17 protein-coding genes are annotated in these 23,708 nt (G+C 39.1%); 3 read left to right on the top strand and 14 right to left on the bottom strand.

Annotation, left to right across the window (positions count from 1 at the left end; all coding sequences use genetic code 11):
• Positions 1-263 precede the first annotated feature (263 nt).
• Both AAC978_RS07770 and AAC978_RS07765 read left to right on the top strand, forming a co-directional pair.
• A complete protein-coding gene (locus tag AAC978_RS07770) occupies positions 264-488 on the top strand; it encodes a hypothetical protein (protein WP_341547475.1) in 225 nt (74 codons plus the stop codon).
• Positions 489-738: 250 nt separating this feature from the next.
• Positions 739-948, top strand: a complete 210-nt coding sequence (locus AAC978_RS07765; RefSeq protein WP_341547474.1) for a hypothetical protein — start codon at positions 739-741, stop codon at positions 946-948.
• A 443-nt stretch (positions 949-1,391) separates the two neighbouring features.
• On the opposite strand, the gene AAC978_RS07760 is transcribed toward AAC978_RS07765, so the two are convergent.
• The 13 genes from AAC978_RS07760 to AAC978_RS07700 form a co-directional block, all read right to left on the bottom strand.
• Positions 1,392-3,137, bottom strand: a complete 1,746-nt coding sequence (locus AAC978_RS07760) for a gamma-glutamylcyclotransferase family protein (RefSeq protein ID WP_341547473.1) — start codon at positions 3,135-3,137, stop codon at positions 1,392-1,394.
• Positions 3,138-3,247: 110 nt separating this feature from the next.
• Positions 3,248-4,270, bottom strand: coding sequence for a hypothetical protein (locus AAC978_RS07755; protein WP_341547472.1), 1,023 nt, complete (start codon positions 4,268-4,270; stop codon positions 3,248-3,250).
• A gap of 626 nt (positions 4,271-4,896) precedes the next feature.
• Positions 4,897-5,190 (bottom strand): hypothetical protein, encoded by a 294-nt coding sequence (locus AAC978_RS07750; protein WP_341547471.1) that lies wholly within the window; start codon positions 5,188-5,190, stop codon positions 4,897-4,899.
• A gap of 756 nt (positions 5,191-5,946) precedes the next feature.
• Positions 5,947-6,708 (bottom strand): hypothetical protein, encoded by a 762-nt coding sequence (locus AAC978_RS07745; RefSeq protein WP_341547470.1) that lies wholly within the window; start codon positions 6,706-6,708, stop codon positions 5,947-5,949.
• Between the two features lie 62 nt (positions 6,709-6,770).
• Positions 6,771-7,967, bottom strand: a complete 1,197-nt coding sequence (locus tag AAC978_RS07740; RefSeq protein ID WP_341547469.1) for a DUF429 domain-containing protein — start codon at positions 7,965-7,967, stop codon at positions 6,771-6,773.
• 54 nt (positions 7,968-8,021) lie between these two features.
• On the bottom strand, positions 8,022-8,366 hold the full coding sequence (locus AAC978_RS07735) for a hypothetical protein (RefSeq protein WP_341547468.1): 345 nt from the start codon (positions 8,364-8,366) through the stop codon (positions 8,022-8,024).
• Positions 8,367-8,432: 66 nt separating this feature from the next.
• A complete protein-coding gene (locus AAC978_RS07730; RefSeq protein WP_341547467.1) occupies positions 8,433-11,012 on the bottom strand; it encodes a DUF4268 domain-containing protein in 2,580 nt (859 codons plus the stop codon).
• Positions 11,013-11,233: 221 nt separating this feature from the next.
• The gene (locus AAC978_RS07725) at positions 11,234-13,729 is read right to left on the bottom strand and encodes a pPIWI_RE module domain-containing protein (protein ID WP_341547466.1); all 2,496 of its coding nucleotides are present in this window, start codon (positions 13,727-13,729) and stop codon (positions 11,234-11,236) included.
• Positions 13,722-16,742 (bottom strand): pPIWI_RE_Z domain-containing protein, encoded by a 3,021-nt coding sequence (locus AAC978_RS07720; RefSeq protein WP_341547465.1) that lies wholly within the window; start codon positions 16,740-16,742, stop codon positions 13,722-13,724. The genes AAC978_RS07725 and AAC978_RS07720 overlap by 8 nt, the downstream gene beginning before the upstream one ends.
• A complete protein-coding gene (locus AAC978_RS07715; protein ID WP_341547464.1) occupies positions 16,739-17,929 on the bottom strand; it encodes a restriction endonuclease-related protein in 1,191 nt (396 codons plus the stop codon). Before AAC978_RS07715 ends, AAC978_RS07720 begins: the two co-directional genes overlap by 4 nt.
• Before the next feature lie 201 nt (positions 17,930-18,130).
• Entirely contained in the window at positions 18,131-18,787 is a 657-nt protein-coding gene (locus AAC978_RS07710) for a dual OB domain-containing protein (protein WP_341547463.1), read from the bottom strand.
• Between the two features lie 34 nt (positions 18,788-18,821).
• A complete protein-coding gene (locus tag AAC978_RS07705; protein WP_341547462.1) occupies positions 18,822-19,256 on the bottom strand; it encodes a DUF488 domain-containing protein in 435 nt (144 codons plus the stop codon).
• Entirely contained in the window at positions 19,253-19,888 is a 636-nt protein-coding gene (locus AAC978_RS07700) for a DUF488 domain-containing protein (RefSeq protein WP_341547461.1), read from the bottom strand. The genes AAC978_RS07705 and AAC978_RS07700 overlap by 4 nt, the downstream gene beginning before the upstream one ends.
• A gap of 210 nt (positions 19,889-20,098) precedes the next feature.
• On the opposite strand from AAC978_RS07700, the gene AAC978_RS07695 reads away from it, so the two are divergent.
• Positions 20,099-20,842 carry a hypothetical protein gene (locus tag AAC978_RS07695; RefSeq protein WP_341547460.1) on the top strand — a complete coding sequence of 248 codons (744 nt, stop codon included), beginning with the start codon at positions 20,099-20,101 and terminating at the stop codon, positions 20,840-20,842.
• Positions 20,843-20,920: 78 nt separating this feature from the next.
• On the opposite strand, the gene AAC978_RS07690 is transcribed toward AAC978_RS07695, so the two are convergent.
• Positions 20,921-23,683 carry a phospholipase D-like domain-containing anti-phage protein gene (locus tag AAC978_RS07690; RefSeq protein WP_341547459.1) on the bottom strand — a complete coding sequence of 921 codons (2,763 nt, stop codon included), beginning with the start codon at positions 23,681-23,683 and terminating at the stop codon, positions 20,921-20,923.
• Positions 23,684-23,708 lie beyond the last annotated feature (25 nt).

The raw sequence follows: 23,708 nt of genomic DNA, 5'->3' as shown, positions 1-23,708 counted from the left end.
TATCCTATTCATTTTCTCCCCCATAAAGCTATGATTCTTGTTTAATTCAAAATTCATCATAGCTCATCATGGGGAAGCTTGGGAGAAAAGTGTTCATTTTTATTTAACGAAATCTGTTAACTTTATTTTACCGTTTACAACAGAAACTTATAGCAACTTAAATATCGCCATTAAATTACAGAAATAGGACAAAATCTTACCACATATACCTCTTTAAGAGGGAGATGTGTATGAGAATAAGCGATTTACCTCTTGATTAAATTATGGTTGATACGCATTTTGATGTTACCGACGCTTACTTACAAAGAATGAAGAGTGATAAAAATGAAGCATTTGATGTGGCGCTAGCTGTAGAAAAGCATCCTGTAATTGAAAATTACTATTTATTAGTTGGTGGTTTTGACCGATATGTCTATCTGAAAACTCTAACCAGCAAATTGCACCCTGCTTTATTGAGGAATCCAGGACTCCCATTGACCGTGACTTGATAATTTTAAGGCGGTTTTGTAATAAAGGAGATACAAACAAATCGAATAAAGAATCAATAGTAAAGCGGCTCATGCAAGCAGGTACACCTTTTGAAGCCATAGCAAGAAGGTTATCCTTATCGGTAAGTGAGCTAATAACTAGTTATGAATTTGCTATAAATATCCCACGAAGCCTAAAACTAAGTACTCCACTCAAATAACGCTTAATTGGATAGTGGCATTACCCTTTGATCAAAAATTAAAGGAGTTCATGTATTTACGCGCAGGCCTCCCAAATAATGACCCAAATCGATTGACCAATGATACGGTAAAGACCCTTAATAGAGTTTTTAAACAAGCACCTAGGTTTGGAAAATTAGAAATAGGGAAGCAAATGGAGATAATTAAACTTGCCATCAGTATGAAAGAAAACGCTATTAATCTCTTGATAAAAGAGGTAATTGATTCAAGCCGTGTCTAACAGAACAACCAACGTGCACTGCACCCAACCTCCTCATTCCACCCCCAAGGCCTTAAACACAGCATCCTCCGGGCTCTGATAGAACGGGATTTAAAATTTGGCAACGGCCCACCGTTGTTCGCTTTCATTGAAGAGAAGTGGTGAGATCTGTCAAATCAATCTTAGATGAATCGTGTTGGCATTGGCTTAGATAAAGGATTATAACGATCCAATATGATTGAGATGGGAACGAAATAAACTCCGTTCCCATTCTTTCTTACTCCTAGATATTTCTTTGAGAGCACTTAACAAATCAGATTGAAGAAGTCGCACCTACACATCAATTCCTCATCACTGGAACATTCGGATGAAAAACTCTTCATTCTGCTCATAGCAGTGCGATTTTATCTTTCGCGAATCGGTTCCAGTACCTTGTCGGAACGACAAGTTCCGACGAATAGGAATTAAGAGTTTTTGTTTAGTACATTATCAATAGCCAGTCTTCTGTCACGAACAGTATAATAAATGGCATTTGGGGAATCCCATGCGATACCCTCTCTTACTGTTCTCCCATCCAGCCTAATTAAATTGAACTCTTTGAGTTTATGAACTGTATCTATGATAATTGATACATGACCTAACTCCCTACCCATCTTAGAAATCGCAACCCCATGTTCTTGGCTGCGGAGGTATTTTAAAACATTGATCATTTCAATACTTAAATAACTTTGCAGCAAATAAGAATCAATTTCGACCGAACTTAAGTTTGGGTAGGTTTCTTTAAGGCCTCTTTGGATAACCTCGAGATAAGTTAAATCGGGAAATACATCTTCAGAATACCGGGGTGTGTGAGTCAAAGTTTTAATATGTGTTCCATTATCTTCACCTACTTGAACTATCTCGTTGTACCAAATTCCTCCTTCCAGTACCTGAATCTCATTAAGCTGCTCTTGAGTAATTAAGTATCTTTTTCCATAAGTTTTCCCTACCTTATCCAAATCAAGAAAGGCAACCCCTTTGTGATTCCATCGTCCGCTATGATTAGAGAAATATATGGGGTGGTTTAACATAATCGGCATCTCTTCTTTAGGAGGAGTTTTATCACTGCAACCCATAATATAGGCCATTAAACGTTGGCGATTTATATTGGAACCGTAAGCAGCATACCAAACGTATTTCTCTTCATTAAGGATTCTTGCTACACCTGGATACCACGGCTGATATTGCTCATCAATTTTCGCCTTGCCCGTTGTGGATTGATTAAAAATATAGACAAAAGCCTTGACATTTTCACCGTTTTCCTGATTAACTGTCACCGTTTTTCTTAGATATAACTTGCCTTCGCCTTCGTAGCGATCGATATCGGGTAGACGATCTGCAGGAACGGAATATAATTCTCCCTTAACCTTTCCAGCTTCTTTTACAATACCCGGATAAGAGCCTAGATCATATAAGGCATAACCCTTCAGAGTCCCTTTTCCCAAAAACTTTGCATCCTCCAAATACGTCCGACCGATTCGGTTGTTACTCATCAAGGTGCCATAGACAAATAATAATACAACCTCTCTGTTGCTTAGTTTTTCATCAAGTTCTAAATAGGCATTAGGGTTGACTGCTTGAAGAATACATTTATATTGTAGGGAATAGTCTTCTCCCCAATCGCCTCTGGTTTTTCCGGATAATAAGGAATTCTCAATATTTTCTAAGACGGACTTGAATAGCTCCGTGAACTTTTGACAGTCGTTAGGATACTTTTCAATAAAAATATGGGCCTTGGCGATGATAAAAACGTGTAAAGCTTTAATCAAGCCATCAATATTGTCATAACCATGCCCTTGAAAATATCTTCCGGTGCAGCCAAGCAAACCTTTTCGTAGGCATTCATTAAACTCGGGAATTTCCCTAGTAATTTGGGGGAAGTTCAGTTTGCAATTTATAAGAATCCCTGTGGCAATATAGGTGGGCATATAGAAATACAAAACGCGGATATCATTTGACATTTTTTCCGGTTCATCTAGTCCCCAGAAACCCATTTCCGAGTTGCCAGTCAAATTTTTCTGGTCATTGATCAATTTGGTTATATACTCCTTCAGGTGCTTTGTATCGGTATATCCTTTAGAGAATTCAACAAGGTCTTGATACAGTTTATTAACAATCGAATCAAGTTCCTCTGTGCTAATTTCTACTGGCCTATAAAACGTGTTTTTCATAATCTTTGAACCTCCAATTTTGTTTTCTGAAACTATTGAATTGCTATGGTTATAGTATAAAAAAATTCCGGTTACCCATCGGTAACCGGTGCATGGCATGTGATCAATAGCTATTGGCACTGACTCTGTTCGTAATACCGTATCCAAGTAAAGGTGATGGGCCTAATAATACGGTAAGGAAGATTTCCTTGCCATGAGTATCCTTTACCTGGCTCATTATTAATGAAACCCTCTTCTTTTGTCTCAAGGCAGGAAGCTATGCTTTTCCGGAGTTCGGCAACATATTTTTTAACTGTACTCGTTCCGCGGCTCTCTGGCCAAATCGCCTCTTGAATCTTCTCCGCTTTATGATAACCAGAATTGAGCCAGAGATATTCGAGTAGTTGCCCTGCACCGTCTTCCAATTTCCAGGCCCAGCGGTGTGGTCCCTTAAAGGTAACCCTCCTAGCACGCAGATCGAGGATAAGATGATCATTGTCCGAAGCCAAAGCTTCAGCTTCTTCTTTGGAAACAAAATTCTCCCCGTGATTATCGATGCAGACATATAACCGTTTAGCGGACAGATCTTCGGATAGGCTTTCGGAGAAACCTGCTTTAGAAGCTGCCAGCACTAGCGAAACACTCTGTTTTGCCTCATCCACAAAACTCCATTCGCTTCGTTCCCTAGCCAGTTCCTTGGCCCTCATTAAGGCTTCCCACGCATCTTCCCCATTACCGATCCTGGCCTGACAATAGGCACTACTGCATAGAGCATATATCCGCTCCAGATGACTTAAGGAGGCAGATTCTAAAGATACTTTATAATGCTCCAATGCCTCAAGCCAGTGATCCTCATAACGGGAAAGCCAGCCCAAATGGTAATGGGCCTGAGCATAACCAGGCTTCAGTTCCAGAACTTCTCTAAATAAATGATTCGCTTGTTCATAATCCTCAGTAACAAATTTTTCATTACGTCCCATTTCTAAGAGTAATTTGGCTAGGGAATATTTATATTCTGCTTTAGCCGGTCGGAGCCGAATTAATTTGCGATAAATTCTAATTGCTTCGTCAAGATAGATAAGTTCCGGCATTGCTTCTTTTGTTTCCAATAACTCGATCTGCTGAAGTAAGGATTCCTCGTCGGTTTTAATCATTTACTCTCGCCTCGCTGCTTTTATCTCACTTACCCATAAATTTAAATAGTATAAAGAAACGCCTAAGAACACTCTTATTGTTAAATTCTTAAAATATTATTATATACTACACTTGTTTACACCAAGTTCTTTTCACCATTGCGTTAGGGTCGTACCCCGCTGAGATGATTCCAACGGATAACCTAATTTGTTGGAAGAAGCTTGCATAATTAAGGATGTACTTATCTTCGGTTTGACCAAGGTAATTCTTCGCCAGCCGCTTTTGCTTGATCATACATTTGAGTTTCTAGCGTTCTACACTGGCTTCTTTCGCACTTTCTCCACTTAACCGTTACTCCATCACGATTGGATCCATTGATATATTTTAGATATGCTGTGCCTCCTTCTCTACCTCGATAATAGTCACTAAATCTCTTTCTTAAGCCATCTTCAGCCTTTCCAACCTTCATCAGTTGTCCAGAATAATACACTTTGTACACACCTGGGCAATTTAAGTTTGAATTTTCTGCCGCAGAACGTAAAGAAGAGGACCCAACTGGTGAAGCATTACTTGCAGCTTTTGCCAGCTTTGATATGTTATCAAAAAACCCATTTCATTACCCCCAATCCACCCTATAGTTATATTTTTACAAGATTGAATCAAAATACTTGATGACTCGCCCAACAATATCTTTTAGTTCATTCTCGCTGCTTAATTTGCTCAAACATATATGCCCATTTTTACTGCATCTATTTTTATAATCATCAAGCACAATGGCATAGACGTATCCTCCAGCCCCTCCACGAGCTAATGGTCTTAGCCTTTCAAAAATAATCTTATGTTTCTTTCCTTTAGAAAAAGTAAAATGGGTTCCTTCAGAATTTGAATGCTTCTCAAGACTGAATGATAGTAATAACTTCTCAATTTGATTATAATCCAATTTAATGACCCCCAAAATTGTAGCTTAATTTATCTGAATTATAGCGCCGCTCAACCTAGGTTCGACTAAATCCAGATTCGAAAATTTCATGAGAGGTTAACTTGTCTGTGTGTAGAAGATAAAGACCACGAGCACAATTTTTAATGGAAATATGTACCTATAGTATAGCATGACCCAATGCCAAAAAAGAAAAAGATTGGGACTAGCCCAATCTCTATTTAAGGTCAAACATGATATGCTCATTGACCTCCAAAGGTTGCTTTGAGGGGGAGTACCCCGTGGGCGAGACTCCAAACTGATGCCCGACGAATATATATGGATTACTTAGCAAAAATTTGCGGCATAGCGCCCCAAGTCTGACCTAGTAAAATGCGGCCAGCTTTTTCTTGTTTGTTCCCCCCATTGTTTGAAGTAAAACATAGCTAATTCAACAGGATTGTCAGAATTCTCTCCCATTGTGTGGGGGACGTACCCCGCGGGGAAGGACGAGAGGCCTTCCCCCGAGCATTTTAGGGTATGTTCAATGCTTTTTCTAGATCTATTTTCAGAATAATATAACATCTAATAAACTAATTAAAATGCTTGGTAGCACTCCGACGAATTGCCTATGATCATTCAACACACCAATAAATCACTTTAAAGAATTATTCCATTCCGGCTGGATCAAATGGACTAGCCATCTCTCGGTTCTGATAATCTCTTCATCATTTTCCAAAGGCAAAATGTACAATTCAATATTTCCTCGAAGAGAATTAATCATTGCATTGATATGGCAGTTCGTTGACTGACCACTATGTAACAGTTTTTAGGAGAAATATAAGCGTATCCGGTATTAATTCTTAAGTGAAAGTTCAAATCTCCTTTGACCCTTCCCACATACTTTATTTGATTTTCACTTTTGAAAAGATAGAGGCCCTTTCGGTCTAAAAAAGGGTTGTCTGCCATCCTAAACTTGCAAAAGCTCTGATCCCCGTAAGCATTCAGAAACTGTTTGTAAAAGTTATCCCCCTGGTCCTTCAGCATCCCTAAGAATTCGCCCAACCTCATACTTAAGTATCCAGAATAATGAGCATAGACTGGGTCATGAAATTTTGAGTACTTTTCTTTCTTAAGAACCTCATCCAAAGTGTAAGAATCAAACTGAGTAAAAACATTCTCTATATCAAACTTCTCGAACTCTAAGGGTACCTTAACAAATCGATCAGGATTAGTAGGTCGGTCAATATAGGCCTTGCGTGGCTGTTTAGACTTCGGTTTGACTTCTTTGGATGTTGTATCTGTTAAGGGTTTGGGTAACTGGGTAGAATTGATAGTTTTTGCTCTACTTGCCTTTTTGATTTTACCGCAAACTGAACATTCTAACTTATCACGTTCTATTAGCTCTTGATTATATAGTGCTGTACATAATTGAAATATCGTCTGCCTAGGTTCTATTTTTGTTTCCCGAGATAGGCAATCATCACAAAATATACAAGGATGTTGTTGAAGAAAATCAAGGACTACGTCTTTCTGAGCCAAAATACCACTCCCCTCAATAAATCTAAGATAACCAACTTTGAAGTGATCACTAGGTAAAGAGTTCAGATCTCTTGCTTGCAACCTTCAGCCTCTTCCCAAGACGAAACCCGCTCGTACAGACCAATCTTCTTACTCGTTCTATTCATAATCACCTGATACTTGTCCCAAAAACCATTTACAATATCTAAATCCATCGTAAGGCAATTCCCCAGGAGCAAGATAAGCAAGTCTGCATGCTCCTCAGCAAGATTCCCTTTGCCCTTGGTTAAACACTGACTAATCTCGCCTAGTTCCTCCATCATTAAGTTCATTCGGTAAAACATGGTCTCTTGGCTGTTTGTTCCAACTTCAAGGCCGTTCTGTATACGAAATTGTTTTATGGCTTCGAGCATCTCTGTTAAATCAGAGCTGCGATCAACTGTATGCTTTGGTTTAGGCTCCGATTGATTTTGTACTTGAGTACTAGAATGCAGCTTATATGTTGAGGTACTTAACCCTTTATCCCCTGAAGTCCGTACGGTCTTTTCTACCGGCACAAGGATGAACCCAGTCTTTTCATCACCAAAGATTTTGCCTTCCTTTTTCGAGTGCCAATAAGCGGCATACGCACAGAGAAAGGCATCAACTTGATCTTCGAAACTCTTAAAGGCCGATTTAGTCGTGAAACCCTCAACTTTATACGGACTAAAATAATCACTTGCATTGAATACGGGCGGATCATACTCAGAAAGATGATTGATAAGACCGAGCAATCTCGTCATCTCATTCTTTGAATTATATAATTCAACGCTGCTTTTATGCTTGTATTTTACCGGAAACGCATCTGAAAAGAGCCCCAAGACGATACTCGATGGAAACACTTCGATAATACTGTGTGATCTGTCCTTTGGTATAGTTGTTAGGACGAACTCAGGTGTTAACTCTTGTATACTTCTTACGACCTCTTCACCCCGAATCGCTCCGTAGGTACGTTGCAGGTATTCCCTACTACAATTAAAAAGGGAAAGATTTCTCCCATGAATCTTTTCTTTCATAAGGTTTCGGTCACAAGCCCTTGATCCCGTTTCATTTGCTACAACCAGAGGAGCATCAATCGCTACCACCGCTCCTTGAGCGGAATAATGCTTTACTAATCCAGCAAGCATTTCATCACTATATTTTTGCGATTCACAGAAAAGGACATTTCCGTTATCATCAATAACACAGATTCCGGTTTCTTTACGGTAGGTCCAAGCCAAGTCAATACCAATAAAATTCATAGGCTTCTCCTTGTTGAGTAAGTAATTTTATACGGAAAGAATGGGGCCCCCTTGCTAATCCTTACTTCTCATTGACCAAGGGGTATTACTATCGTACTTCCGGAGTTCCTCCAATTCTTTTTCGCTAATATCATCATAGTAAAGTTTAACCTCATTTTTTGGAGGCTCTTCTGTCCCACAAGAATAACAGAAACCCCGTTTAAATTCCGGAAAGTTATCTCCATAAAAACGCAATGCTTCTTCCCTATTTTTAAACTCTTTCCACCCTCCATCTCTGCCCATATTATTGATTTTCTTATACTTAGAGTCGGTAGTTGGTACAAAAGAACAGTGTTTTTCATGTAAGGTTACTTTCTTGGTTGGCTTATCAATGTTTATCCACATTTTTTTCTCTCCCATATATGTTTTTCTATATCGTACTCAAACATGAACGATATCCAGTATTAAAATGAACCCATTGACACATCATCCTTGCAGTTGCGCATTCATATCCACTTTTTCTAACGCTGCTTTCAGTCTATCAAACTGAGTTACCAGCCACTCAAAATGTTGAGGATATAAGTCAGGATTATGAACATCAGTTTCAATAGAATGTAGAATTCTTTTAGCCGTACTTTTTTCACGACTGGTATACCATTCAAGGGAAGAGCCATAAGCACTTTCTATTTCATTCTTCCGGGAATCTAATCGGGCAAAATCCTCTGGTCGATAAACATATAAGCCAATGCGTAATATTTTTTGACGCACAAGTTGAAAGAATATATGATAATCTCGGCTACCTATTGTGACATCATACCAGTCGTCATAGGACGGCTTACGAGAGGCTATATCCTCAGCGCGCCCGTGCGCTTTACAATACTCTACAAAGTTATGCCAAAAATCGTAGCGGAGATGATGCCGTTCAGAAAGGTCTCGGGTAGATCCCGGAGATGATTGCTGTTTTTGGGGTATGAGTTCATCCTCCGGCAGTTCCGGAATTACAGCACTTCCATCATTCACGAACTCGATGTGGAGCAGATTCATCTTCTGCGCAGTAGAAAGCATAATTCCCCATCTTGACTCCATAAATCCAAGTAGTGATAGCCCACGACTCAATATGTTTTGAGCTGCCCAATCTCGCTCCAAAGCCACCTCGATTTCCGAGTGTGAACCATTCATATACCCTCTCCGCCCAGAAGAGGACGGGTTCTTTTTATCTGGAAAGCTATCATTTTGCAAAGACGAATTAATGCTTTGAGCGAGAGGAAGCAGATTACCCAAAGATGCCGACAATAGCTTGACCTCATTTTCAGTGTACTGTCGGAACTGATTACGCCAGTACCATTTTGTCGGTGTCTGAGGAAGAATATGTTCAATGGTAACCTTGTCCTTTTCAACTTTTGTAAACAGATTCCAGTCTACTTTCTGTAAAATGTTGCGGGTCGATAATTCATATTCGTATTCATACAAGAAATAGCGCAGTTCGCGCCACCCGTAGAATCCTTCTCCGGAATTGAAACGCCTGTCGGTGCGTGTGATAAAGTTGGCAATCAAGGCTGCTAAGTCTTTATTAACTGTAGCGATTAAATCCTCGGTAACTTGGGCCAATGTTATGCCGCCCCACAGAATATCCCTGGCCTTATTATAATAATCGCTGCTTTTGTAACTCGCATTAAATCCGCCAACCCGGAAGGAAAGAAAAACAAATCGCTCTATAGCATTGAAAAGTCCAATGCGTTCTTCAGGAGTTGTTTTATCTGCTGTAACAAGTGCGACAGCTACAAGCGGGCGAAAATATCCAATCCCCACACGATTTAATCTATCTATCCAAAGTTTTTCCCCGTCGGAAAGATCAATACTGTCCTTTGGAAAATAGGTGTAGTACCAGTATTCAGCCGAAGCCTTTAAATTGTTGACATATTCACTGATCTCCATCGGCGTTAGCTTGCTGACAAGAAAAGATTCTGCTTCAGGCGTATCGTCTTCTACATCATCATCTTCGGGAGTTTCGAAATCAGGCAAGGGCTCGACTGCTTCAGCCTGTGTAGTAACAGTAAACTTCTCAAAGACATTCTTCGCGGAGAACTTGCCCAACAGAAAACGAATATAATCATCTCCTCGTTTCCGGGAATACTGAAAATAAGTAATCCAGTGGGCTCGTAGAAAGTCATCGTCAGATAATGGATTGTCCTGATTTCGTCCCAGTTGGTAATACACTTCTTTCCATGCTTCATTGATATTCTTCCGCAGCTGTTCTTTATCCCTTGCACCAAGTTGAATGTCATCGAATAGGGTTGTGAGATATATAAGTCGGTTCTTTAGCAATTCCAGGTTCGTCAGCTTTTTACCTCGGTTATTCATAGTTTCAAATGCTACGAAAACGTCATAATCATCCTCTATTTCATGGAGGTTGAACATCAGCCTTAATGTGAGTTTCTTGTACAGTTGCTCAATGCCCTCCATGCCTTCCCTCTCAAACATCGCCCTGAGGTTTTCTACAAAGAACTTTTTTGCGTATTTTAGATTCTTTGTATAATAAGTTTCAAAAACTGTACCCCCATACGGTTCCTCAAAAACCTTGTACTTCAGGTAATCTGAACTCGGGTTATCTGTTTCGTAACCGAACAAATACGTAGTCACCAAATTTTTAGGAGGAAGCTTCCGAAGAACATACTTTGCCTTAATATCCTTCAGTGATTCATATCCTAGAAATATCTCCTCGTCTGACTTATCTTTGTTATCTTGGATGCTTTTGATAAAAGCAGTTATTTCGTACATGAGTATAGAAAATGTAGTCAATCGCTGCTGCCCGTCTACGACATGAAACGGTTTATACCCAATATCTAGCAACCACTCATCGTCATGCCACCGGCGTGTTCCCTTACGGCTGACCGCCTTGAGCGAAAGCAAGCCCGTATAGTGATATCTATCATCATGGAGATTCAGTAGGTCTTCCCAGAAATCTACAAGTTGCTCATGCTTCCACGCATATCCGCGTTGATAATCCGGTATGCGGAATAATCTATTTTGAAAAAGTACCGATAAAGATTGCAGTTCATTCGACATTTAGATGCCCTCCCTACTAAGAAATGGGTCTCAACCAGCAAAAAATGGATTGAAGTGTTTTCAATCAATCATTTAGGATATCATTTAAATTCCTTGCCTAATCCCATCTGTCTTTACTTCTTAGAATTTCATCTACTAATGATCTTTCCGAAGGTTTTATATATCGTAAAATTAACCCAAATTCTCGATAAGAATAGTTGAAAATTATAAACTACGTAATACTACCCCATATACTCCTCCAGTTTCTTGGCGAGGTGAAGGGGCAAGGGTAATCTTAACGCTTCCTTATACTGATGGGCAAATTCTCGATATTTATGAGCTAAGTATACCCAGTCATCAGCGCTGTCCGCGTCCTGAAGGTGAATTGGATAAAACTCGATCATATCAGGTCGTTTACATTCCTTATTAGGTCGTTCAACTTTAGAGAGTCTACTTCGAGAATTTCTAAATAGAATATCGTTTGGCGCTGAGGCAATACTCCAGAAAACATCGTCGTACTTAAATACTCCGCTAATACTCTTAGTAGCACCGCTCTCTTTGACTTCACTTAAGTAACCGGGAACTTCCTCGTTGCTTCTTACTCGAATTATCCGGAGAGAATTGTCCTTAGTACTCAAATTAATTCCTTGTTCCGGTTCTACCGGATCGAATAAAAGGTGGTTAAGAGAATTACCTCTACGCTCAACCTTAGCAAGCTCACTATCAGCAATAAACTTCCAAACCTTTCTGCTTATGCCATTAGACTCTACAAGAACTAATATAGGGTTGCTATGTGTATTGATCAATTCCAGAATCTTAGACTTTATCTTTCTATACTTTGCTTTTTTACTGTCATCTTTGATATTCTTTTTTCCTTGAACCTTTTGAAACTCCAAGCAGGCTTCCCAGTAAAGTAGTTCTGGTCGTGAAAAGAATCCACAATCTACAGTTATACGTCCAGTTTTATAGTTTACTGTGACAAAAAGAGGAAATGGTTCGGAAGATCCGTATAAAGTCTTTTTATAATTAACAATATGTACGCTCATTGCTGGTATTGAAAAATCAACTTTTTCTACTTCACCATTATTGCTGTAGGGAAAAAGCAAACCCAGCTGCCTATATAAATCATATATAGCCGAGCTAATTCTGCTTTCTTGACTTGACTCCGCTTCATCTTCCCCCTCGTTTTCCTCTAACACCGGTCTGATAAACTGCGTAAGTCGCCCTGTCTGAGCAAAACCAGCACGAATCGCATTCTTGGGGTCTAATTCAGGGCTACTGCTAAAAGATTCTTTACCTGGTAAAACGACGATGCACGCGGTCGGCTTTATTGTTGCTTCTCCATAGGAATATTTGATTTCGGCAATTCTTCCTTCAAACCGCTCTAATTCTTTAAGATTAGGATCTAATACATCACCATTTTTCCCTAAGGGTTTCATCCTTATATTTACTGTTAATTCCTTAAAAACGGTGGTATCTTCTGTAACACCAAACTGCTCCTTAATCTTGTTATATACTTTTTCTCCAATATCCGAGTCGTTATTACAATAGATTTCGATGGCTAGATTAGATGTTCCTATTGCCTGGACCATTCGTTTGCGAAATACTTCCCTGTCCATTTTGCTCATATTTACTCTAAGATTACTTAATCGCTTATGAACGCGATAAGCATGATTTGCTGACATTGCCAGACCGGCTAATTTGTCTTCAAGAGCTTCATGAACTCGAATCCTATCAATCATAGGTAAACCTGGACGCGCCAGATGCTTTTTCATTTCCTGAGCATAGCGATAAGTCAGTACCACTGCTCCGATATCTTTAGAAATAAATTCATTTGGTGCTTTAATCAACTCATTAAGTTCAGGGAGAGTATTTTCAAAGTATGAAAACTCATAGCATTTCTTATCCTGATTATCCCATTCAACTAATTTATCTTTTTTATTCAACTTACAAGTGATGGGTTGCAATCGCTCATGGGCAGTCTTGATATAGGCTGTCGTAGCGTTACCACCAAAATCCCAAGGTTTTGATGGAACTCCAATCCATCTCCGCACTACAGTTTTATATATCAGCATAGTTTTCCTGCTGGGGGGGATAGTCTGAACAGAAAACTGTATGGCAATAGAGAAATGATCTCTTCTCTTATCTGTGCCTGCAAATAGGTCAACAGGTTCTGTTATAAGCTCGTTATTTCCAGCATAAAGCAATTTGATATTCTTTCCACCTAATGCAATTTCTTGACCGGACAATCGTTTTATAACCGTTAGAGGGAAAACCCTAAAAGCTTCACTACAAGCAGCTTTTCCTTCCCGATCGAAAAGCACCAGGTTCTCTTCTTTATGGATATCCAAATATTCAGCATTCATTTCCTTAAAAAATGCTGATGCTAAATGCTTTACTTCAGGTAATACTTTTTTATTTTCAATATACTCACTTATAACCCATACTCTCATTAACTCTACTAGCAAATTTTTATCAACAGGCTCACTAGATACAAACCATTTTGTATTATCTTTGCCTTTACCGATGGGATTACAGGAAGCTACACCGGGTAACCAGGATAGGACCAACTTTTCTAACGTCTTAGTGGGTAAATTATACACATTCAAATTATCTTTCTTTAAACACTCTATGTTAAATAATTTATCTTCCCAGTTCTGCGGAAAGCTAACATAGTATACCGTTGTCCCCGACTCCGGTAGTGGCACAAAGGCTGCTGGTAGTAATTTATCAAGCATTTTTTAGCCCCCTTATACATGCTCTATAAAAAGGTCCATAAAGAGTCTCCGCTATTTCATGTTCACTCCCACATTCGATTTGCTTCTTAAGCCAAGACATCATTTCCTGAATCAAGTCAAAGCTTCCAGGATTTTTTCCTTTAAAAGCCCCATCTGCAAAATAAATATTTGGAGCGGGTCGGTCAAAATCTGTTATACGAACTAATCGACCAAATATCTGGTGAATAATCACTAGCCGGGATACAGCCAGATCTGCTTTCTCATAATCTTCAAGATCATCAAGACTGTAATTATTCGCTCCAAGCAAACCACTCCACATCCCGATGGCAGTGCTACGGATTTTGCCAATTCGCTTTAACGGGTTAATCGTAAGGAGTTCTTCAGCCTTGCCTGATACTCTGCCATTAATCATTGTAATGACATCTTCAATATCTCCTGGAACATTCATCGGCCTTGTGAGAAAAAAGACAGAAGTTAACAAAGAATGGCCTCTTTCATCCACAATATTATGTCCTCTCTCAATCGCACCCGCAGGTGCGACAAGCATCCTCGTATTGGTTAGGTATAAGCCTCCTAAACTTCCTCTCTTGACTGTATCCTCCTTGTCTTCTTCTACATCGCGAATCAAGTAACAAATTTTTTCTCCTGGGAATTGCCTTTGAAGAAACTCCTTAACTCGGCTTGCTTCGGAATAACTATTCACTATAAATAAAATACGACCATCTGTTCTCTCTAACTCACTGAGAATATATGGAGCAGTATATTTAACCAACTCCTCCAAATTCTTATCTCGGTTCTCCCCACTTCCCGATACCCTAATATCTATAGGAATCTGGGTAACTTTTGTTTCTTCAATTTTTTGCCTAATTCTCGGGTCAGACTCCAGAATATAGTTCACTTCTGAATGGATATGATACCTAAGAGATTCTTTAGCCCAGCTTGTCCCAGAAAGTAAGACAACGTTGGGGCCAATAGGCTTCCTCGACTCATCCATCATTAGAAATGGCAGTGAAAGCATTAGAGCCCGTCCAAAAGCATATTGACGAAAAGTCTTAAGAATTTTCGTTTCTTTATCATAGGTAAATCCAAAGATATTACCTACAGCGGAAGCTGGTAAAAGGTCTTGTAACTCACGGAAATGATTTTTTAAAAACCCTGATACACTTCTAATAATGGTTTCATCCTGTGTGACAGCAGAGCCATAGGCGGTGATTAAACGAAGCTTTCTTTCTAAAGCTATCAAATAAATGATGAACTTGATGCGTATAATCCACTCATCCTTTAGGAGTTCGATTTCAGCAACCCATTCCTCAATCCTTTCACCAACGGAAGAGCCGCCTTCATAAATACTAGCAATTAGAGCCTCTAGTTCAGATTGCATTTTGGGGTTTTCTATACTGGATAGTAGCTGCTCACGAATTTTCTTTGGAATCTCTTCTTCATTTTCTGTAAGGATTAAAGCTGAAAAAGAGTTTCCTCTTCCGATTCTATTCCAATCATAAATGGCTTTATTATCTCTGATTAACTGCTTAACATCATCACATATCCTTGGAAGACTTAAAATCTGGTCAATATATTTTCGCTCTTCCTCCTCCATGTCAAGCCGACCTCCCTTAGCTAACAAGTAACGACTAACCAGATCAGCAGAAGAGGCCAGGAGATCATCGATTGACGATGAAGGGGAGAATTCAGGATCGAAATTGGACTGCACTCGGTCCGCCTCATCGAAAAATACAAGGTCGATATGCTTTATTATATATTCAACAAACTTCACCTTCTCTCCAATAATAGGAAAAGGAGCCCTACCATAGATTAAGCCCGCAGGTGTGGTGACGATTATACTAGAACTAGTTATTGCTCGTTCATCCGCCTTTGCCGAGCATTGGAGGTAATATGGACAAATCGATGTGTTAGACTTTTCTGGCCCTTTTAGTGAATAACAAGGCTCCTGACCATATTCTAATGCTTGATCATCATGGGTATTTTGCCTTAATCCATCCAAGGGACATACTGCTGTTAAATGCTCAGCATACTCTTGATCAAGGAACATCGACTCATTTTTATGGGCCTTCTCGATCTGTTGATCCTTATTATAACGTCCTAATAGCGGTGATGCAGAAATTCCTAAACACCGGAAGAACTTTACCGTTTTTAATACTTCTGTAACCGAATCTAAAACTAGGACATTGCGATAGCCTTTGGATGCTGTCCAAAAAGCAACCACCTGCATTAGAGTAGATTTACCGGATCCCACCATACCAACAATATTACATAGATTTTCAATTTTAAGAGTGTCACTTAAGTGTAATTTTCCCTGTTTTACTTCTTTAAACGTCAGCTTCTGCACTGACTCCAGCCAGTTGGCTCGTTCACCAGAACGTGATGATTCGTTTAATCTTCGATCCATCTCTTCAGCTGCTTCATAAATATTCTGGGCACTAATTTTAATCGCTCCACCTTTTTTATCCTTAAGGCTTGGCTGATAATCTAGCTTAATATTGTTTGGGAATCTAATTATTTCAGGATTTTTTTGATGATAAAAAGAATATGGCACTAATTCCCCGGCGAATGATGTTTTTACTTTTTTCCGCTCTGGGAGATTCATTAACAACTTGTCGTAATCATGACCACGATCATAATAAGGAATATTATTACTTTTTGTCAAATAAAACCCACCATCATCTTCTATGCAAAATAATCTTAAACCGGTGTCAATCCTCTTATACGCTGCCAAATATTCTTCCCATATTTTTTTCGACCGAAGTTCCTTAAGTATATGGCTGGCAGTATAAAGTATAAAATCTTCATTACTGAAGGTCCTTTTGCCAATAAGGTGAAGTCTGGTTAGAAGTAAATAGGCCTTTTTCACATCGTCATCTAGTGCTATGCGATTCAGTAGCCTTAGCAGTATTTCTGTTTTGATAAATTTCGTAATATGTAGTACCCTTCGAGCTTCATAGGAGTAATGAGGCTTTAGCTTCTGCTCGATGTCCTTAAGTTCAACTATTCTCATAACCTCTTACCCTCCTCTACTTTGGCTTTTACCTTTTGCATAAAGGTTTTTAAACCTACACATTCAACCTTATTATCTTGCCCAATAGCTTTGATCCCTCGATTGACTGTTCGGCAATAGCTTTTCTCTACTCGTTCATCTGGGATAACAATAAAGCCTCTTTCCCAATCACCGATAGGAATCGCCTCTCCATCCTCTTCAATCTTCTCCTTAAGCAAAAAGGCTTTTGCGTAGTCTTTAGCATCAACTGCCCACTTCTCACCATCCTTAAAGGTTAGTGTTAAATCATACCTGTCCATATCCGGCCACATCTGGGTTTCTATTCCTAGCTTGAGACATTCTCGCTCTATATCCAACTCTAATTCGCCAGGATCAGATACATAGCGAATAATCCCTTTTTTCAGCCGATAATAACTCTGTGGAGAAGCATCAATTTTCTTAACTCTATTAAAAGTATTCGTAGCTCGAATGCAGCGATCATTCTGACATTTGCCTCGTCCATCGGTTGTATATTCAACTGTCCAACCACAGCGTTCACACAGTACTATCTTTTCTACGAGAGATTCCCATGGCTCGTATGCAATTTTAAAGATGTCATTAATATCGCTAAGCTTACCGAAACGCACACCCATCTCCCGTACCTGTCCACCTAAATCATACCTTTTAATAACTCGATTTTCCTTTTGAATTACAAATTTTCTAACCTCCTCATATTCTTCTTGAGTTAGAGTCATTAGCTTTCGGTAAAAAACGGCTTGTGGCAGCTCTGTCTCTACTACCCGCATTTTATGAGCCTCGGCTAGTTCTTCACAAAAATCCGTTAGAATATAGGTATTGTGATACCCTATCGACACCAAGCTTTCCCAATCCCACAGATAGTCATTCTGGGCTTTTGCAATAATATTTTGTGGCCAAGCAGCCATCCATTCTGATACAGGACGTGAGAAGAACTCGACAATCGCCTCGGTTTCATTGGCAGGAGCAAGTACTTTACCCTTGCTATCGACACACTGATGAGTCATGGCGTACACATAAAGTTCATTTAGTCCATGCCGCAAAACAGCACTATCTGGGTAGGTATTTCTTCCTCTGTTCGTATCCCGTGAAAGATATACTTTGTGGGCAAGCCCCTTCACTATGTGGTACATAATAGTTTTGAGCTCTGGAAATTTAATATCCGATATCATTCCATCCCCTCCAAATAAAAAAGCGTTCCGCTAAAAGATGCAGAACGCCCTGAAATAATGCATACGAAATGATGACATAACCTAGCTGCAAGCAATATTCCTACTTGCGTAATGATGTTTTTCGCGTACGCTTTTATTATATATTCAGAATATTCACTTTGCAAGGAATTTTAAAATTAATCGTTATAATAACCCAATTTACTAGGGTATTATAACACCAGAAATCAATTTATAATGAGCACCATGATAATTTTCACCAAGACTAATGACTAACATAGCATTATTACCAAGACTGTATGTACCCTCTGCTCGATCTAAGTATTCTTCTTCGAAATCCGGGTCAGTTACTCGTAAATAACTATAAAGCCTTTGATTATAGTAAAAACTCATTGTTACTTTTTTACCTTCTGGCCACTTCTTGACATGTACCTTTAAACTCTGAGGGGTTATGGCAATCAGAGAGTATTTTTCATTGTCATACAATGATTGAATAAACTCCGATTCAACGGCTTTATTGGCATCGTAAAATAAATACTCTGGTTCATTAGTGGCATAGTCTGCTATAACATCCATAGCATTTGCTTTGCCAATTCTTTCCCAATAGAAACTATCATCAAATAGATAGTTTTCCGGCTGGTAATAATTCGGTTTATGCTCCAAAAAAGAGATACTTAAAATATCTAATAGTTCAGGAAGTGTCCCGTCCTCATACCTCATATCATCTAATGTTACGGCCTCAACAATATGTGGATTATTTGAAACGACTCTTATCCATTCACCATTATTAATATCAATACCGGCTACGCAATAATTATTGTGTTTTTTTGAACAAGCGAGTAAAACAATATCTTTCTGCATATTACTTCACTCCAATACGAAGATATTAGGTAAATTATAAATGTATTATCTCAATATTAGTTGGGAGTAGGTTTTCTCTTATGTAATCTCCTACCAGCCTCCTATGACATTGGTCAGGTCGCTCTTCACTGCATAATAAGCATGCATTATTAAAGACTATATCTTCGATTATAGGTTTTCTTGTTTGAAGCAAATCTTTAAACATAAATTCATACTGATTCCAATCAATGGCTTTATTCTTGTATGCATTTAATATTTCTTTAGTCGGGGCGAGGTCGTCCCGATGAGCATAATCGATGCCTGCAATAGTTTTAAGAAAATATTTTAGATCATTGCCCTTGGTAAATCCTGCTAATTGCGAAGAATTATTTAATCTAACATCAACGAGGGTTTTCACTCCGCTATTTTGCAGCAAGGAAAAAAACTCTTCTGCAGATTTCTTTGTAAATCCGATTGTATATATCTTCAAGCATTTGTCACCTCCTCCTGTTCACTCTCCTGTTTATAACCAATTTCGGTATTCTTCTGCCGATAGGCCTTGATAATAAGTTCATCCTTCTGAAGAATTGAGTCTTGCTCCGCAAACAATGAGAGTTGGCGCCAATCAGGAAAACAGGTGTTTATCATTCTCATTTCAAGCTCTTCTTGAGTTTCTATCTTACCATCTTCGAGAATATGCCGAACTGAACAACCTACTTCCTTTAATTCTTTCCCTACTAATATTGCTCTGTGGCAATCAATTGGATCCTTTTCCGTACACATTAATGCGATAATATAATTCTTCTCCAATCCAACCAAAACTCGTTTAATACCTGAACGAAATACATCCGATTTGCTTGTCTTTTCGAAATCAAGATATCCTTCTGGAGTATATAGCAATGGGCTCGCTTGCCTTGCTCCAAGCTCCTTACCCATAAAAAGATAGATGATCTTATTGGTGTTTAAGAATGCTTTAAGCACTTCCCTATTATAAAGATTGGCATACCTGGAATAGGGAACACTTCGAACATCAACTACACAGTTAATGTCTTTTTCCTTTAATAGTTTTAGTAACTGCTCATGGGAATGGGTAGAATGACCAATTGTATATACTGTAAACATATCAATCCCTCATTTAAATTTATCAGTACAAATTAATCCTTATAAATACTTTCTTCATATTGTAAATATTTCCTGCCAAAAAGTCGATACTGGATTAGCTTTTCCGCACTAGCGAAAAGAACGTCACCGTTTCCGGGCATTCCGGTGATACTAGTAAGAATAGGACAAAATTTGACAATCATATATATCCCTAAAGAGGAGGGATAGTATATGCACGAGCGAATCCTAGTCATCCCAATTGACAAAATTAAACCTCTCTTTACCCCCGTTATCACTAAGGAGTATTTGAAGCGGATGGAAAAGGCCAAAGAAACACTCCATGTATACGATCTCCTTCTTGCCGTCGAAAAGCATCCCGATGAGGATTCTTATATCCTTGTCGGCGGATTTGATAAATATTACTTTATGAACCACATCTCAAAATCACCTAATGCAATATGCCTTATTGAGACTTCAGATTCTTATGAAGAAATGTTAATAAAAACACTCAGAAGATTGATGCCTAGAGGTGATAATAGTAAAGAAAATAGACTTCAATTAATGAATTCCCTTAAATTGCTTGGCTTTGATAATAAAGCACTCACCTATATAACAGGGTTTTCAAAGGGTTATTTAGATCAAAATTACTCATATGATCCCAGAGTACCTCCAAAGTTCATTAATGGTAATTCCACTCATAAAACCCTAAATGCTATAGCATCCCTTAATATTAATGAACAAGCAAAAGAGTTTCTTTATGACAGCGCAGCTTTACCTAAAGGAAACCCCCAGCGTCTCACCGGTCAGGTTACCAGTTATATAATGTCTTTTATACGAGTTGATGGACGACTTGAAATGCTTACACCTAGTCAGCAAGTTCTTACACTTGACCAAGCATTTAACCCAAAGAGAACTGTAATAAGGAAGTTGATGAATAAGGTAAGTCGTTTTATACCTTATAAAAAAACGAGCTGAACAAAGATAATTGTATTATACTACTGAGTTTTAGGTGTAAGACGGATCATTTGGAAGTATGTTGATAAATCAACTTACTTACCAACCTTTCAGCAGTTCCTTTAACTTTTCTTCTTTGTTCAAAACAAAAGTACAAGACTGCCAATCCTCAGTCTTAGGAATATTCTGTTCGTATTTCAGCTCAAAAGGATGCCGTTTTGGCACTTTATTGATCGCTTCCTCAGCAAGTTTCTCATCGTTTTGGGCCATCGCAATCCAGATGTCCTCAAGCACCTCAGGTATCTGGCCAAAAATATCATGAATACTCTTTAGCCTTTCTGATAACTTGACATGCACCTTGTCCTCAACAGAATCCTTATAACGCATATTATAGATCAAGATCTTTTTGCTGATCTGGCCAATCCTCTGAATACGTCCTTTTCTTTGCTCTAAGCGGGTGGGGTTCCAAGGTAAGTCAAGATTAATGAGTGTAGATAGGGTCTGCAGGTTTAGACCTTCTGAGGCAGCATCTGTACCCACGAGAATTTTGATTTCATGATTCTTAACTGCCTTCTTAATATTTTCCTTAGTTTCTTTACGGAAACTACCGTTCACGTATATACCCGACTTATCACCACCGGCATATAAAGCAATAGGCGTGTCCTTTAGATCCTTGGACAATAATTCTGCTACATATTTGACACTGTCGAAATACTGAGAGAAAATGATACACCCTTTGTCTTTCCAAGCTCCTTCGTCTTCAACTCCATTTTGCAGAATATCCAACACTTTTTCATATTTAGGATCCGTATCTTTATTATTTTTTAAAACCTTTACTAATTTTTCTAAGCAACGTACTTCCTCTATGGTAAGCTCTTTAATTTCACTGCGTCTTTCTTCATTATCTTCATCATCCTCATCGAAAAGATCTTCATACAAGTCTCTAAGGCGTTCTTTTCCCTCTGCGGTCCAAGCGAGCATCTTCTTTGCCGTATTTTCACCGGCAAGCATGGTGCTACCGATCCGTCTCAGCATCAATGTTGACATAAAACCTCCGCCTTTGACGCGCGAAGAAAGCAAGGAGCAAAATTCCTCAGCGGTTGTATATGCTTGATACAAATACCCCATAAGTTCAAGAGCCTCTTTATCATTTTCACCAAAGAGTTCAACCTCGATCTTTTCTAGATAATATTCCCCTGTTTCTTTGTTAATAGTTTCTTCTAAAAACTTTCTAGTTCTACGGATAATCGACCGGATATAAGGATTATGGTTTTGCACAAAGCTATCGTCAAAGTATAACTCTTTTATTTTCTGTTTCTGGGCTAAGCGCAGTTCTGAATACATGCTTTGCGGCAAAACAAATGTATCATCAGTAATATCCAATTGATTGCGGATAATTTCAATACGGCGGTTATTCTCGCTTTTCTGGGGAAACGGATTCCGGATTATCTCCCACACTTCCGATTCTAAAGTAGGAACATCCACATTACCGGATATATAGTTCAAAGCGGTTTGAGGCCTTCTTCTCCAGACACTGTGCTTATCTCCCAATACTTTGGTAGCCTCATTCGGCAAAGACAATGCATGCAATAAGTCAAAGACTTCGATTGGATTGATCTGAACCGGGGTCGCGGTGGCAAGTAATAAGCTTTTCGTCTGAAAGGTAATCTCATTTAAAAAAGCCAACAAATTATTAGGCTGCGCTTTATGCATGTCTGGATCCTTGGCAGCATTTGTTCTCCTAGCCCTGTGTGCCTCATCAAGAATAACGCATTCATATTTCAGTTGTTTTAACAATTCAGCTGTCTCGGATTTCCTAGTAATCATTCCTTGCGAAATAATACCCACACGGCGAGGGCATTTTAAAATACTCCGATTGCTATCAGCAGGGTACTCGTAGCCGTTTTCATCAATCCAGCCTCGGCCAGTCCAGACAGCACTAGGCATATCTAGTAAGGTTTTTAGTTCCTCTTGCCACTGATAAGTTAGCGTTTTAGGTACGATGATTAAAACAGGCTTATCCCCATATAAGGCCATTAGTTTGGCGGACATAGCAAGCTGAATCGTTTTCCCCAGCCCAACCATATCCGCTAATAGAAAACGAGCACCACCTTTTTGTTTATGTTCCCTAAAAGCGAGCTCAACAAAGTATTTTTGATGCTCCCATAGACCAAAGTCACGACGGTAAACCGTATCCTCCACTGCCACAGCTGGCACAGCGTCATCGCTATCATCGCGCCAATCCTTCAGGGGGATAACAACACGCTTAGAAATCCTGTCAATATCGGAAATTACAAAATCACAGAGATTAACCGCATATCTACTGTTCCAGAAGAAATCAAATTCTTCCTGGACCCAAGCCGTAGCTTCCGGACTGTCATCCTCCCAAAGCATTTCGTAATTCACGGTATAGGCACTTTTAGTTTCATTAATACTCCCTAAAAAGGAAGTTTTATTTCCATTCCCATAAGTTATAACACCTGCTTTGCCATGCATCAGCCCATAGATCTCATCGGGCATGACCTTTATTTCAAGTTTCCCCGATGACAACAATGCATGAAGCTTTCTTAATCGAAGAGCGGAGTTCTCATCCGAATACTTTTCTTCCGGTAAATACTCACACCACTCCTGCTTCATTCTATGATTTGCATAGACTGCGGTTTCGACATCTTCCGCATTCAGGGAGGAATTACAAATGATCCTAACCTTGCCATCGACATTTTCTATACTCTCCCCAGCGATTTCTAGGATAGATGAGCAGAAATATCCGGCAATCCGATCATAACTCACAGCATTCTTAAGTTTTTCGTTAAGAAAAGCTTGACTCAATTTGCTACGCCTTGATGAATACCTATTAATCATCTGCTCACCTACTTACTCATTATTT

Origin of the sequence: Desulfitobacterium sp. THU1, from assembly GCF_038181555.1 — a bacterium.
Taxonomy (GTDB): Bacteria; Bacillota; Desulfitobacteriia; order Desulfitobacteriales; family Desulfitobacteriaceae; genus Desulfitobacterium.
This window is presented reverse-complemented; position numbering and strand designations above follow the sequence as displayed.